This window comes from Buttiauxella cochleicola (assembly GCF_021282405.1).
GTDB lineage: Bacteria > Pseudomonadota > Gammaproteobacteria > Enterobacterales > Enterobacteriaceae > Buttiauxella > Buttiauxella massiliensis.
This window is the reverse complement of record NZ_JAJSOU010000010.1, coordinates 161,876-175,947: the sequence shown is the minus strand read 5'-3', so window position 1 is coordinate 175,947 and position 14,072 is coordinate 161,876. Positions and strand designations below refer to the sequence as shown.

Annotated in this window: 10 protein-coding genes; 7 read left to right on the top strand and 3 right to left on the bottom strand. The window is 52.3% G+C overall.

The window, feature by feature from the left end; genetic code table 11:
• Positions 1 to 3 precede the first annotated feature (3 nt).
• Genes LVQ79_RS15040 through LVQ79_RS15030 form a run of 3 tightly spaced genes read left to right on the top strand, consistent with a single transcriptional unit; the run spans position 4 to position 2,557 of the window.
• Complete coding sequence (locus tag LVQ79_RS15040) at positions 4 to 735, top strand: 3-ketoacyl-ACP reductase FabG2 (RefSeq protein ID WP_232865562.1); 732 nt, start codon at positions 4 to 6, stop codon at positions 733 to 735.
• Positions 732 to 1,961 carry a beta-ketoacyl-ACP synthase gene (locus LVQ79_RS15035; RefSeq protein WP_232865561.1) on the top strand — a complete coding sequence of 410 codons (1,230 nt, stop codon included), beginning with the start codon at positions 732 to 734 and terminating at the stop codon, positions 1,959 to 1,961. Before LVQ79_RS15040 ends, LVQ79_RS15035 begins: the two co-directional genes overlap by 4 nt.
• Positions 1,952 to 2,557: a 4'-phosphopantetheinyl transferase superfamily protein gene (locus tag LVQ79_RS15030; RefSeq protein ID WP_232865560.1), complete on the top strand. Its 606-nt coding sequence runs from the start codon at positions 1,952 to 1,954 to the stop codon at positions 2,555 to 2,557. The genes LVQ79_RS15035 and LVQ79_RS15030 overlap by 10 nt, the downstream gene beginning before the upstream one ends.
• On the opposite strand, the gene LVQ79_RS15025 is transcribed toward LVQ79_RS15030, so the two are convergent.
• Together LVQ79_RS15025 and adiC are read right to left on the bottom strand one after the other, a co-directional pair.
• Complete coding sequence (locus tag LVQ79_RS15025) at positions 2,547 to 4,850, bottom strand: Orn/Lys/Arg family decarboxylase (protein ID WP_232865559.1); 2,304 nt, start codon at positions 4,848 to 4,850, stop codon at positions 2,547 to 2,549. The two genes, LVQ79_RS15030 and LVQ79_RS15025, sit on opposite strands and share 11 nt — an antisense overlap.
• A 12-nt stretch (positions 4,851 to 4,862) precedes the next feature.
• Positions 4,863 to 6,194, bottom strand: coding sequence for an arginine/agmatine antiporter (gene adiC, locus LVQ79_RS15020; RefSeq protein ID WP_064517817.1), 1,332 nt, complete (start codon positions 6,192 to 6,194; stop codon positions 4,863 to 4,865).
• 183 nt (positions 6,195 to 6,377) lie between these two features.
• On the opposite strand from adiC, the gene ymdB reads away from it, so the two are divergent.
• Both ymdB and LVQ79_RS15010 read left to right on the top strand, forming a co-directional pair.
• The gene (gene ymdB / locus LVQ79_RS15015; protein WP_232865558.1) at positions 6,378 to 6,902 is read left to right on the top strand and encodes an O-acetyl-ADP-ribose deacetylase; all 525 of its coding nucleotides are present in this window, start codon (positions 6,378 to 6,380) and stop codon (positions 6,900 to 6,902) included.
• Positions 6,853 to 8,340: a phospholipase D family protein gene (locus tag LVQ79_RS15010; RefSeq protein WP_232865584.1), complete on the top strand. Its 1,488-nt coding sequence runs from the start codon at positions 6,853 to 6,855 to the stop codon at positions 8,338 to 8,340. Before ymdB ends, LVQ79_RS15010 begins: the two co-directional genes overlap by 50 nt.
• 212 nt (positions 8,341 to 8,552) lie before the next feature.
• On the opposite strand, the gene mdoC is transcribed toward LVQ79_RS15010, so the two are convergent.
• Entirely contained in the window at positions 8,553 to 9,704 is a 1,152-nt protein-coding gene (gene mdoC / locus LVQ79_RS15005) for a glucans biosynthesis protein MdoC (RefSeq protein ID WP_232865557.1), read from the bottom strand.
• A gap of 294 nt (positions 9,705 to 9,998) precedes the next feature.
• Here mdoC and mdoG point away from each other — a divergent pair, with 294 nt between their 5' ends.
• Together mdoG and mdoH are read left to right on the top strand one after the other, a co-directional pair.
• Positions 9,999 to 11,534 carry a glucans biosynthesis protein MdoG gene (gene mdoG, locus LVQ79_RS15000; RefSeq protein WP_151992924.1) on the top strand — a complete coding sequence of 512 codons (1,536 nt, stop codon included), beginning with the start codon at positions 9,999 to 10,001 and terminating at the stop codon, positions 11,532 to 11,534.
• Complete coding sequence (gene mdoH / locus LVQ79_RS14995; RefSeq protein WP_151992619.1) at positions 11,527 to 14,058, top strand: glucans biosynthesis glucosyltransferase MdoH; 2,532 nt, start codon at positions 11,527 to 11,529, stop codon at positions 14,056 to 14,058. The genes mdoG and mdoH overlap by 8 nt, the downstream gene beginning before the upstream one ends.
• Positions 14,059 to 14,072 lie beyond the last annotated feature (14 nt).

The following is a 14,072-nucleotide window of genomic DNA, read 5'->3' as shown; positions in this document are numbered from 1 at the left end:
AAGATGACACAGACGGTATTAGTAACCGGCGCCAGCAAGGGGATTGGCAAGGCGATTGCTCTGGGGCTTGCCGCCGACGGATTTGCAGTAGTGGTGCATTACCATCGTGACGAAGCGGGTGCCCAGCATACGCTTGAGCAAATTACGGCTCAGGGTGGAAAAGGGCGGCTGATGCAGTTTGATAGCTCAGACCGTAGCCAATGTCGCAACGTCCTCGAGGCTGATATCGAAACTCACGGTGCGTATTGGGGAGTGGTCAATAATGCGGGTATGACTCGCGATGGCGCATTTCCTGCACTCAGTGATGATGATTGGGATGGTGTTATTCGTACCAATCTCGACAGTTTTTATAATGTAATTCAACCCTGCGTCATGCCGATGATTGGTCTGCGCAAAGGTGGGCGAATCATTACGCTCTCGTCGGTTTCTGGCCTGATGGGCAACCGTGGTCAGGTGAACTATAGCGCCGCAAAAGCGGGCATTATCGGTGCCACTAAAGCGCTGGCTATAGAACTGGCGAAACGCAAAATCACCGTTAACTGTATCGCACCGGGCTTGATTGATACCGGCATGGTTGAAATGGAAGAGGCGGCGCTAAGTGAGGCGATGCGCATGATTCCGCTGCAACGCATGGGCCAGCCTGAAGAAGTGGCAGGACTTGCGCGCTATTTAATGTCACCGGTTGCAGGTTATGTCACACGCCAGGTTATCTCCATCAATGGAGGTATGTTGTGATTCGCCGTGTAGTAGTAACTGGAATGGGTGGCGTGACTGCTTTTGGCTCTCACTGGCAGGATGTGGCTGCGGGCTTGAAGTCTGGTAAAAACGCGGTCCGTCATATGCCAGAATGGCAAATTTACGATGGGCTGAACACCATGCTCGGTGCGCCGGTCGATAATTTTACGTTGCCGGAGCACTACACGCGAAAGCGTATTCGGGCGATGGGGCGCGTTTCGCTGCTCGCGACCAGGGCCACGGAACTTGCGTTAATTCAGGCGGGTTTGCTCGACGACCCTATTCTCACCAGTGGCGAAACTGGCATTGCCTATGGTTCTTCGACCGGTAGCACCGGGCCGGTGAGCGAGTTCGCCACCATGCTCACTGAAAAACATACCCGCAATATTACCGGCACGACCTATGTGCAGATGATGCCGCATACCGCAGCGGTCAATACCGGATTGTTTTTTGGCTTGCGTGGGCGGGTGATCCCAACCTCCAGTGCTTGCACGTCAGGTAGTCAGGCGATTGGTTATGCCTGGGAAGCGATTCGCCATGGCTACCAGACAGTAATGGTTGCGGGGGGAGCTGAAGAGTTATGTCCTTCGGAAGCGGCAGTATTTGATACGCTTTTTGCCACCAGCCAGCGTAACGACCAGCCAAAGAGCACACCGTCACCGTTTGATAAACAACGAGATGGGCTAGTCATTGGTGAAGGTGCAGGGACGTTGATCCTTGAAGATCTTGATCATGCCCTGGCACGTGGCGCGACAATCTATGCTGAGATTGTTGGCTTTCATACCAATTGTGATGCAGCACATATCACGCAGCCGCAGAAAGAAACCATGCAAATCTGTATCGAGCGCGGCCTGGTTTCGGCGGGGCTTGAGGCTCGCGACATTGGGTACATTAACGCCCATGGCACCGCAACCGATCGTGGTGATATTGCGGAAAGTCACGCTACGGCGGCAATTTTTGGTGCCAATACCCCCATTTCTTCACTGAAAAGTTATTTGGGCCATACGCTCGGTGCCTGTGGTGCGCTGGAAGCGTGGATGAGTATCGAGATGATGCGTGAAGGTTGGTTTGCCGAAACACTCAACTTGACTGAGCCAGATGAGGCGTGCGGCGAGCTCGATTACATCATGGGTGAAGCGCGAAAAATCGACACTGAGTTTGTGCAGAGCAATAATTTCGCCTTTGGTGGAATTAACACTTCACTGGTGATGCGCCGTTGGCGGTAAACGGCTATCACCTGGCATTCGCCGATGCGGCGTGTTTAGCGGGCGCTACACGCTGGCTGTCACCTCAATTGCTGGAAGAAGCACCTGTGGGGTTACGCCGCGCAGAATGGCTGGCTGCCAGAATTTTGCTGGCGATGCTGCTCAATGACGGCCCGTTACCGAAATTAGAGCGGGGCGCTCACGGTAAGCCGTTTCATCCGGCACTGCCTGCTTTCAATATCAGTAACACAGGTTCATCTGTTGCAGTGCTGGTGGGTGAAGGGGATGTGGGTTGCGATATTGAGTTCATTCGCCTGCGTGCGCGTTTTATGGCGATTGCCCGGCATAGTTTTAGTGCGCCACTTTGTGATTGGCTGGAATCGTTGCCTGAAGATGAAAAAATGGTGTCGTTCTGGCGCTTGTGGACGGCGCACGAGGCGGTGCTCAAACAGCGCGGAGGAACGGTCTGGCAAATGAATCAGCTCAATTTACCGCTGGAGTCACTTTGCCCGCCAGACCGATATCTTCATCATGTTTGCGTCGAGAACCGGCTGATCGCGTGTTGCGGCGAACAGCCTTTTCCCGAGAGTTTTTCCCCTGAGCTAATTATTGTTTAAGCGCCCAGATGTGATAAACCCCATCAATTAACTCTGCTCCTTCCAGTTCTTTCTCAAAACCAGGGAATTTCTCGCCCCATTGCGCGATGCTGTGAATGTATTTCAGCCACGGCCCGTCCGCTGCGCCGAAGCTTTCACCCGGCATCACAATCGGAATGCCCGGTGGATAAGGGATCACACCGACGGCGGAAATCCGGTTCGGTAATTGGTCGATAGGTAAATGGTCTGCTTTGCCTGCCATATGTTGTTGGAAGGCAATGCGCGGACGTTTTGCCGGCACGGGAATATTGCCAAACGCCTCTGCCTGCAGTTTGTCCATCTGGCTGGTTTTCATGTAGTTAAGCATCTCATCGCACAGATCTTTTAGCCCCATACCCGCATAGCGTGCGGCGTCCGCACTGATAAGGTCGGGCAAGCAACGTTTGAGTTGCGTGTTGTTGTCGTAGTCATCTTTAAACTCCAGCAACACGTTAATCAGCGTGCCCCATTTGCCTTTTGTTACGCCGATTGAGAACAGGCACAGCACCATAAAATCGGTGGTTCGCGAGGGAACGATCCCACGCTCGCCAAGGTAGGCGGTCACCATCGCGGCCGGAATACCTGACTCAAGTAAGTTGCCATCATCTCCCATCCCGGGAGCAAGGATCCCTGCTTTGATCGGATCAAGTAAACACCACTCATCTTCCAGTTGCTCAAAGCCATGCCATTTATCCCCAGGCTTGAGTGTCCAACAGGCGGGATCGGTGGTGAGTTGCTCACGTGAGGCTTGAACAAACGGCACTTCAGCACCGGATGCATCGGTAATGGTTGGCGCATTCCATGGCGAGAAGAACCACTCGCCTTTTTTGGCAAATGCGGCATGCACTTTTGCCAGCGCAAGACGGAAATCCACCGCTTCAACGATAACTTCCTGGGTCAGTGCTTCACCCTGGCCGCCATCCATCATCGCTGCACCGATTTCGTTGGAAGCGATAATCGCATACAGCGGGGAAGTGGTGGCTTGCAGCATATATGATTCGTTAAACCGCGAATGCTCGACGGGCTTTTTGCCGTTGCGAATATGGATGTATGAGGCTTGCGACAGTGCTGCCAATAGTTTGTGTGTGGAGTGAGTAGCAAAAACCGTTGGCCCATTACGGTCGAAATCTTTCGGGTCTCCACGCATGGCAAAGCGACCTTTGTACATCGGATTGAAGCGGGCGTAGGCATACCATGCTTCGTCGAAGTGAATCTGGTCAACGCTTTGCGCCAGCAACTCCTGCGCCGCTTCGGCGTGATAACACATACCGTCATAAGTACAGTTAGTTACCACGGCGTACACGGGTTTATCGCTCACTACTTCATGCTTGAGTGGGTTGGCATCAATGGCTGCACGAATGCTTTCTGGCGTGAACTGGCGCTTCGGAATCGGCCCGATAATGCCAAAACGGTTGCGCGTCGGCACGAAATAGACTGGCAGCGCCCCCGTCATCACTAACCCTTGTTCGATGGACTTATGGCAATTGCGGTCGCACAGCGCAATCTCCAGTTCGCCCACAACCGCCTGCATAATGGCGCGGTTAGAACCGGAGGTGCCATTTAACACCGAATAGCTTTGATGTGCGCCAAACACCTCGGCTGCGTAAGTTTCTGAGGCTTTAATTGGCCCGCTGTGGTCAAGCAGCGAACCCATGGCTGCGCGTTCAATACCGGTATCTGTGCGGAACAAGTTCTCCCCGAAGAAATCGAGAAACTCTCGTCCCACCGCCGATTTAGTAAAGGCAACACCACCCTGATGTCCCGGTGCCGCCCATGAATATTCCGGGTTTTCCAGGGTGTAATTAAACAGTGCGCGGGTGAAAGGTGGGAGCAGTTGTTCGTAATAGCGCTGGATCAGCGAACGTGCACGGGCAGCAATAAATTCGGCAGTATCTTCATGCATCCAGACGAACTCATTCACCAGCCGCATTGAATCGAGCGTTAATGTATCGACGCAAGAGTGCTCGGCCATTAACAGCACCGGCACACTCTTATTGCGGCGGCGAATAGTTTGCAACAGCGCGAAAGCCTGGCTGTGGGATTGGTCGTCATTGCCGCCGGAAGTCCAGTCAACAAAAATGCAGCACAGTGAGGCATCGGAGGTGACCGTTGCGATGCCATCTTCAAATGTTGCCGCTGAAATCACGGCAAAGTTGTTCTCTTCAAGCGCCTCGATAAGCTCTGCCACTGCGCGCCCGTTGGCGGTGTTAACGTCCTGAATACTGCTATCGACCACCAGAATTTTACGTTTTTGATGCGTGCCTAAATCAAGCATAGCGATCTCCAGTTAGTCGTTAACCACAGGTTTATCCAGCGGGTAGGGGTTTTTATGACGACGGTTGTAGTTAACGGTGTACATCGCAGTAATCACCATGATGGCGACAAACGACCACATCACTTCGGTCGCGCCTGTGCCAACGACGGCCCAAATACAGTAAATGAAAGCAATCAGCGTGATGAACAGGAACGGCAGACGTTGGTTGCCCAAATGCCCCTGACCGACCAGCATTAAAGCCGCGCAGGTGTAGATATACGGCACCAGCGTAAAGATGACCGATACAGATGAAACCACCGCGAACTGTGAGGTAGCGTCAGGCGAGATACTGGCAAGCTGGAAGATGGTCATCAGGACGCCAACAATCAGCAAACCCGCGACTGGAGTCTGATCTTTATTCACTTTGGCAAAAATAGGTGGGAACAGACCATCGTCGGCGGCGGCTTTCGCCGTTTGCCCGGCGAGTAGCGTCCAGCCGCCAAGGCTTCCTAAACACCCGGCTGCGGCACAGAACGAAACAATTGCCCCGGCAGTGGGCCCCATCGCCATGCGTGCGGCATCGCCAAATGGCGACGCAGAAAGTCTCAGCTCGGCGTTAGGAATCATGCCCATAATGGCAGTGCTGGAAAGCACGTAACAAACTGCGGCAATCAATACCCCGCCAATGGTGGCGATGGGCACGTTGCGTTTGGGATTTTTAACCACCGCTGCCGCTACAGACGCACTTTCCACGCCGATAAACGACCACAGCGTGACGCTCAAGGTACTCTGAATCGCACCAAAAGTGCCTTTGCCGCTGACGTTCCAGGCTTCCATATAGGTATCGCTTTTAAACCAGAACCAGCCTAAGACGGCGACGGCGACTATTGGAATCAGTGCCAGAATAGTGGCGACCGCCTGCACGCGGGTGATCATTTTCGGGCCAACAATATTGAGCCCGACGAACAACCACAAAATGGCGATACAGGTGACGGTGAGCGGCCATGGTTGGTTTAACATCGGGAAGAAATAACTCAGATAACCGACGCCAATTACCACCATGGCGACGTTACCTATCCAGCAGGCCAGCCAGTAAAGCAGATTGGTTTGATAACCCAGAAACGGGCCGAATGCCCGCCGGGCGTAGGCGTAAGAACCGCCGGGGCTGTCATCGAGAGATGACATTTTGGCGTATACCATGGATAGCGACAGCGCACCGATAATCGTCACCATCCAGCCAAAAATGGCAATCCCGCCCGTTGCTGCAAGGTTCGCCGGGAGCAGGAAAACCCCGGAACCCATTATGTTACCCGCAACCATTAACATCACCGGGACCAGCCCGACTTTTTGCGCTTCACTAGCCATAGAACCTCTCCTGAAACGAAGTTGCCACTGAAATGCGTTAATAAACGCATTAGCTTTGCTGGGTCTTGTAGTAAACGAGAAAAAAGCTGGGGTGGGGCAATGTCAACAAATCCTAAGTAAGGGATATACGCCGACTATTCGGTAAGTTTAGACTACTCTCAAAGACTAACTGGAGATTTCCCAATGAGCGAAAGAATGTCGGTGATACAAGGTGATATCACCCGCGTCGAGGTTGACGTCATTGTCAACGCGGCGAATTCATCCCTGATGGGGGGCGGTGGTGTTGATGGTGCGATTCATCGTGCGGCGGGGCCTGTTTTACTGGAAGCCTGCAAAGTGATTGTTCGCCAACAGGGCGAATGTGCGCCTGGACACGCGGTGATTACCGAGGCTGGGAATATTCCGGTTAAAGCGGTGATTCACGCCGTTGGCCCGGTGTGGCACGGTGGCGAAAAACACGAGGCCGAGTTGCTCGAACAAACCTATCGTAACTGCCTGGACTTAGCCGCCGCCAACGGTTATCGCACCATTGCCTTCCCGGCAATTAGCACGGGTGCTTATGGTTATCCGAAAGAGGAGGCCGCGAAAATCGCCGTTGATACCGTTTACCGCTATATAGGCATACGTCCATTACCTGAAGAGGTCGTTTTTGTCTGCTTTGATGACGAAAATACCCTCATCTATCAACAACTTCTTGCTCAACTCTAATTTGAAAAATCATCACGCCACACGTCTTGGAAGGGCGATTACTCCATCGCTTGCCGAACATCCTGGGTTTAGCGGGATTCACCCTTTGTCGGATAGCCTCGACGCTTTTGCTGCGCGCTATCTGCTGTGCGGGATGGCCGAGAAAACCCTCGATGTGCAGTATTACATCTGGCAGGACGATATGTCCGGGCGCTTGCTGTTCAGCGCGTTGCTGGCGGCGGCTGACCGTGGAGTGAAAGTTCGCCTGTTGCTTGACGATAACAACACCAACGGCCTTGATGATATTTTAGAGTTGCTCAATTCCCATCCGCAGATTGAAGTGCGCCTGTTTAATCCTTTTTCATTTCGCCTGTTTCGCGCCATCGGCTATCTGACCGACTTTGCCAGGCTTAACCGTCGTATGCACAACAAATCATTCACTGTTGATGGTGAAACTACGATTATTGGCGGGCGAAATGTGGGGGATGAGTACTTTGGTGTGGGTAAACAACCGCTGTTTTCAGACTTAGATGTGCTGGCCGTAGGCCCGGTTGTCGAGGATGTCAGCCAGGATTTTGAGCGCTACTGGAATAGCCAGTGTGTCTCGACACTGGAAAAGGTGCTGGATGTCGATACCGATGCCTTGCAGCAGCGGGTGCAATTGCCAGATGACTGGCGCGATGACCCGAAGGCTCGCCGCTATCTTGACCGCCTGACAACCAGCCAGTTTGCGACCGATCTGGTCGCCCGCACGCTTAATATGTACTGGGCGAAAACACGCTTACTCAGCGATGACCCGCGTAAGGGGCAGGGCAGAGCGCGCAATCACACGTTACTGCCGCAACGCCTGATGAATGTGATTGGTATGCCGGAGCGTGAGATAGATATTATTTCAGCCTATTTTGTGCCCACTCGCGCGGGCATCGCACAAATCTTAGGGCTTGTGCGTAAAGGGGTAAAAATAGCCATCCTGACTAACTCACTGGCCGCAAACGATGTGGCGGTCGTTCATGCTGGTTACGCGCGTTGGCGCAAAAAACTGATGCGCCACGGAGTCGAGCTTTATGAGTTAAAGCCTGAGCAGGATGGCCTACGCAGACCACATGATCGTGGCTTAACAGGGAATTCAGGTTCCAGCCTGCATGCCAAAACGTTTAGTGTAGATAAACAAAAGGTGTTTATCGGCTCATTTAATTTTGACCCGCGCTCGGCGATGTTGAATACCGAAATGGGATTTGTCATTGAGAGCGAAGCGCTGGCGCAAGATATCCACCAGCGTTTTACCCAAAGCCAGAAAGAGAATGCCTGGGCGCTGCGTCTGGATAAGTGGGGGCGAGTGAATTGGGTGGAACACAGTGAAGGCAAAGAGATTGTCTGGAAGAAAGAACCGCACACCCGCTTTTGGCAGCGGGTGTTGGTGAGGTTAGTTTATCGACTGCCTATTGAGTGGCTTTTATAAAACTCTTCATACTTCAAGTCGCAGCTGTGTTGGCTGCACTCACAAACCCCAGTCACTTACTTAAGTAAGCTCCTGGGGATTTGCTCCCTTGCCGCGTTACTCGGCCAGTGGCCTCGCCCCTTCGGGGCCAGCGCAAGCGCTGTTCAAAAGGCTAAAGCCTTTTGTGCTGCAACTCGAATTATTTTGAGTTTATTCTTTGTTTTTTGGTCGGGTTAACTCGTCACCTTAACCGCCACATTCTGCGGCTTGCCGGAGAACAGGAAACGCAGCAACGGAATGCGCAGGTGGATTTCATACAGAATCACCGCGATACCAATCACGAAAATTAATCCGGTGATAAAGCCCAGCGCGTTAGACGCAATATGCGGCGTGATGTACGCGCCAAAGAACAGCGTCAACGGATGGTGCACCAGGTAAATAAACAGCGACGCATTCACGAAATAGGTCACACGTTTTGACTGGAAGTTCAGCAGCTTATGGCCCAGCGAGAACACCACGTTGACCATCCACAAACCCATCACCGTGGTGATCACGCTCTCGGTTTCATACATCCAGGCGTCACCGCTACCGTAACGTTGGTTAAGCAGATAGGCGCAAAATGCCAGTGCCGCTCCCACCGCACACCATGGGGACGGTGTGGTAAATAGCGCTTTTAACTGTGGGCGTACAAACACCAGAGCTCCGAGCATGAAGAATGGTAGATAAAACAGCGTTTGCATCACTACGAAGTTAAATAATCCATCACTTAATATCGGTGAGTAAATAATAAAAATAGTACGGCGAATAACACCGTATAGAATACCGAACCCCAGGAAGGCGATTGAGAGCTTTCCTAAAGTAATAGAAGATGGGATGTTTTCTGACTTTTCAGTAATACGTGCTTTCATTTGTTGAAACAAAAATAAACAAATAGTCGTCAGCACCACCATGACTAATAAGAACCAGAGGTGAGAAACTAGCTCCCACACCAGTGTGTTGTATTTTTCGTATGGCGTCAGTCCTGGCCAGTTTTTTGCTTTGTCATTAACGTGTTGCAACATTAAAAATTGCGGCAAGGTTAGCAATGGAATGGCCGTCAGCATAGGGATGCCGACGCGCTCCACGCGTACTTTCCACCAGCGTTTTAGCGGGTAGCGCAGAAACAGCATGTAAGAAAAATATCCTGAAATAACAAAGAATACCTGCATGCGGAAGGCATGAATAAAATCATTAAACAGGGTTAAACCCCACGATGCTTCAGTGCTGTTGACATGCCAGGTATGGCTTGAATAGATGAGCGAGATATGAAACGGGATGCCTAAAAGCATTAACCAGGCCCGGATAGAATCCAGGAAAAACTCGCGTTGTTGTGGTGCTTTACTCATAATACTCCAAACATTATCGGACGAATCGCCTTATCCTTAAGAACATATCCCAATAGGCTTAAAGTCCCGAACGGTATCAATTCCGTGGCAACCCTACACTAACCATGACATCCTGTCTCCAGGATGGATGCTGAAAGCGTAAGCAGTTGTCTTTTTTTGCTTAAAGGCTGAGCCGGTGCGCTGAACAATGCGGGTAATTGGTTGTCGGAAAGCAGAAGTTTCCATTAAAATGGATTGGATTGATTTAAGCACACAAAGGGGGATGTGCTGGTTAATATGAAACATAAACTAAAAATGATGAAAGTGTGTGGGCTCGGTGCTGCAGTCATGCTGTCACTTTATACCACCTCAGTTTGGGCCTTCAATATCGATGATGTCGCAAAACAAGCGAAAACATTAGCGGGCAAAAGCTACGAAGCACCTAAAACTAATCTGCCATCGCAGTTCCGTGACATGAAATATGCGGACTACCAGCAGATCCAGTTCAATCACGACAAAGCCTACTGGAGCAAGTTAAAGACCCCATTTAAGCTTGAATTTTATCACCAGGGTATGTATTTCGACACCCCGGTTGCTATCAATGAAGTGACAGCAACTGCGGTCCATAAGATCAAATACAACCCGGATTACTTTAATTTCGGTGATGTAAAACACGATAAAGACACCGTGAAAGATCTCGGCTTTGCCGGGTTCAAAGTGCTCTATCCGATCAACAGCAAAGATAAGAACGACGAAATTGTCAGCATGCTCGGGGCGAGTTACTTTCGTGTGATTGGCTCAGGTCAGGTTTATGGCCTGTCTGCTCGTGGTTTGGCTATTGATACTGCTTTGCCATCTGGCGAAGAGTTCCCACGTTTCCGTGAATACTGGATTGAACGCCCGAAAGCTGGCGAGAAAACGCTGACTCTTTATGCGTTGCTCGATTCCCCACGTGCAACCGGTGCGTATCGCTTTGTGATTACTCCTGGTCGCGACACTGTGGTTAACGTGCAGTCGAAGGTTTATCTGCGCGATAAAGTCGGCAAACTGGGTGTTGCACCGCTGACCAGTATGTTCCTGTTTGGGCCAAATCAGCCGTCGCCAAGCACCAACTTCCGTCCGGAATTGCATGACTCCAACGGTCTGTCTATCCATGCCGGTAACGGTGAATGGATTTGGCGTCCGTTGAATAACCCGAAACATCTGGCGGTGAGCTCGTTTGCAACCGAGAATCCAGTTGGCTTCGGTTTGCTGCAACGCGGCCGCCAGTTCTCTCGTTTCGAGGATTTAGACGATCGTTACGATCAGCGCCCAAGTGCATGGGTTGCGCCGCAAGGTGATTGGGGTAAAGGTCGCGTTGAGCTGGTTGAAATTCCAACCAACGACGAAACTAACGACAACATCGTTGCTTACTGGACTCCGGATCAGCTCCCGGAACCAGGCAAAGAGATGAACTTCAAGTACACCATTACCTTCAGCCGTGATGAAGACAAAATGCATGCGCCTGATAACGCATACGTTGCGCAGACTCGCCGCTCAACCGGTGATGTGAAGCAGTCGAATCTGATTCGCCAGCCAGACGGCACTATTGCGTTTGTCGTGGATTATGTCGGCGCGGACATGAAAAAACTGCCGCAAGATACGCCGGTTACCGCGCAAACCAGCATTGGTGACAACGGTGAAATCGTTGACAGCCAGGTACGTTACAACCCGGTCACTAAAGGCTGGCGTTTGACTGTACGTGTGAAAGTCAAAGATGAGAAGAAACCGACTGAAATGCGTGCAGCGCTGGTCAATGGTGATCAAACGTTGAGTGAAACCTGGAGCTACCAGCTACCTGCCAATGAATAAGATTACTGATACTGCGTCTGATTATATTGATGCTCTTCCGCTTTCTGCGCAGCAGAAGGCGGCTCTTCCTGCATCAGATCTGCAAGCGGTGCATGAAGCGCTTGATGCGCAAGGGCACCACTATGACAGAGCCGATGATTCCCCTTTAGCCTCGGTAAAGGCCCGGCTTGAAGCAAGCTGGCCTGGATCGTTGGGCGGTGATCAACTGATTGAGGACGAAGAGGGGCGCACCCAGCTGCAGGCAATGCCTAAAGCAACGCGTTCTTCTATGTTCCCCGATCCGTGGCGCACAAACCCGATTGGTCGTTTCTGGGATCGTTTACGCGGGCGTGAAGTTAACCCTCGCTATATGTCGAAGGAAGAGGCGGAAGCCGAGCAGAAATGGCGTACCGTCGGGACTATCCGACGTTACATTCTGCTGGTGCTGACTATTGCTCAGACTGTCGTAGCAACCTGGTATATGAAGACCATTCTTCCTTATCAGGGCTGGGCGCTGATCAATCCGTCAGACATGATTGGCCAGGATTTATGGGTTTCCTTTATGCAGCTGCTGCCGTATGTGCTGCAAACGGGCATCCTGATCCTGTTCGCTATCCTGTTCTGTTGGGTGTCGGCGGGTTTCTGGACCGCGCTGATGGGCTTCCTGCAACTGCTGATGGGCAAAGATAAATACAGTATCTCTGCCTCAACGGTGGGCGATGAACCTATTGACCCGGCGAACCGCACCGCGCTTATCATGCCTATTTGTAACGAAGACGTTGACCGTGTGTTTGCGGGCCTGCGCGCGACGTGGGAATCGGTAAAAGCAACTGGCCAACAGCAGCACTTCGACGTTTACATCTTAAGCGACAGCTACAACCCGGATATCTGTGTTGCCGAGCAGAAAGCGTGGATGGAACTCATCAACGAAGTGCAGGGCGAAGGGCAGATTTTCTACCGTCGCCGTCGTCGTCGCGTGAAGCGTAAAAGTGGCAACATCGATGACTTCTGTCGTCGTTGGGGTAATCAGTACAGCTACATGGTTGTACTGGATGCCGACTCAGTAATGAGCGGTGACTGTCTGACTAACCTGGTACGCCTGATGAATGCTAACCCGAATGCGGGCATTATTCAGTCTTCACCAAAAGCGTCGGGCATGGACACTCTGTATGCACGTTGCCAGCAGTTTGCGACACGTGTATACGGGCCGCTGTTTACGGCGGGTTTGCACTTCTGGCAGTTGGGTGAGTCCCACTACTGGGGTCACAATGCGATTATCCGCGTTAAGCCGTTCATTGAGCACTGTGCTTTAGCACCGCTGCCAGGTGAAGGTTCATTCGCCGGTTCCATCCTCTCTCACGACTTCGTAGAAGCAGCGCTGATGCGTCGTGCAGGTTGGGGCGTGTGGATTGCCTATGACTTGCCGGGTTCTTATGAAGAGCTGCCGCCGAACTTGCTGGATGAGCTCAAGCGTGACCGCCGCTGGTGCCACGGTAACTTGATGAACTTCCGTCTGTTCCTGGTAAAAGGCATGCACCCGGTTCACCGTGCGGTGTTCCTGACGGGCGTTATGTCTTACCTGTCTGCGCCGTTGTGGTTTATGTTCCTCGCATTATCAACTGCCTTGCAGGTGGTGCATGCGCTGACAGAACCGCAATACTTCCTGCAACCGCGCCAGTTGTTCCCAGTGTGGCCGCAGTGGCGTCCGGAGCTTGCGATTGCGTTGTTCGCGTCCACCATGGTGTTGTTGTTCCTGCCGAAGCTTCTGAGCATCATTCTGATCTGGTGCAAAGGCTCGAAAGAGTTCGGTGGATTCTTCCGCGTAACGGCTTCTCTGTTGCTGGAAGTGCTGTTCTCCGTGCTGCTGGCACCGGTACGTATGCTGTTCCACACCGTGTTTGTGGTGAGCGCGTTCCTCGGTTGGGAAGTGGTCTGGAATTCACCACAGCGTGATGACGATTCAACCCCTTGGGGCGAAGCGTTTATGCGCCACGGTTCTCAGCTTCTGCTGGGTCTGGTGTGGGCTGTTGGCATGGCGTGGCTGGATTTACGCTTCCTGTTCTGGCTTGCGCCAATCGTGTTCTCGCTGATCCTGTCGCCGTTTGTTTCGGTGCTGTCGAGCCGCGCGACCCTCGGTTTACGCACCAAGCGCTGGAAGCTGTTCCTGATCCCGGAAGAGTATTCTCCTCCGCAGGTGCTGGTCGATACCGACAACTACCTGAAGCTGAACCGCAGCCGCACGCTCGACGATGGCTTTATGCACGCGGTGTTTAATCCTTCGTTTAATGCCCTGGCAACCGCAATGGCAACTGCACGTCACCGTGCCAGCCAGGTGCTGGAAATCGCCCGCGATCGTCACGTTGAACAGGCGCTGAACGAAACGCCTGATAAGCTGAACCGCGATCGTCGTCTGGTGCTGTTAAGCGACCCGGTGACTATGTCCCGTCTGCATTACCGTGTGTGGTCCAACCCGCAGCGTTACTCTTCGTGGGTGGATAGCTACAAAACGGTTGAGCTTAACCCTGAGGCGTTGCCGACTAAGTAACCCGGCAAACGCGC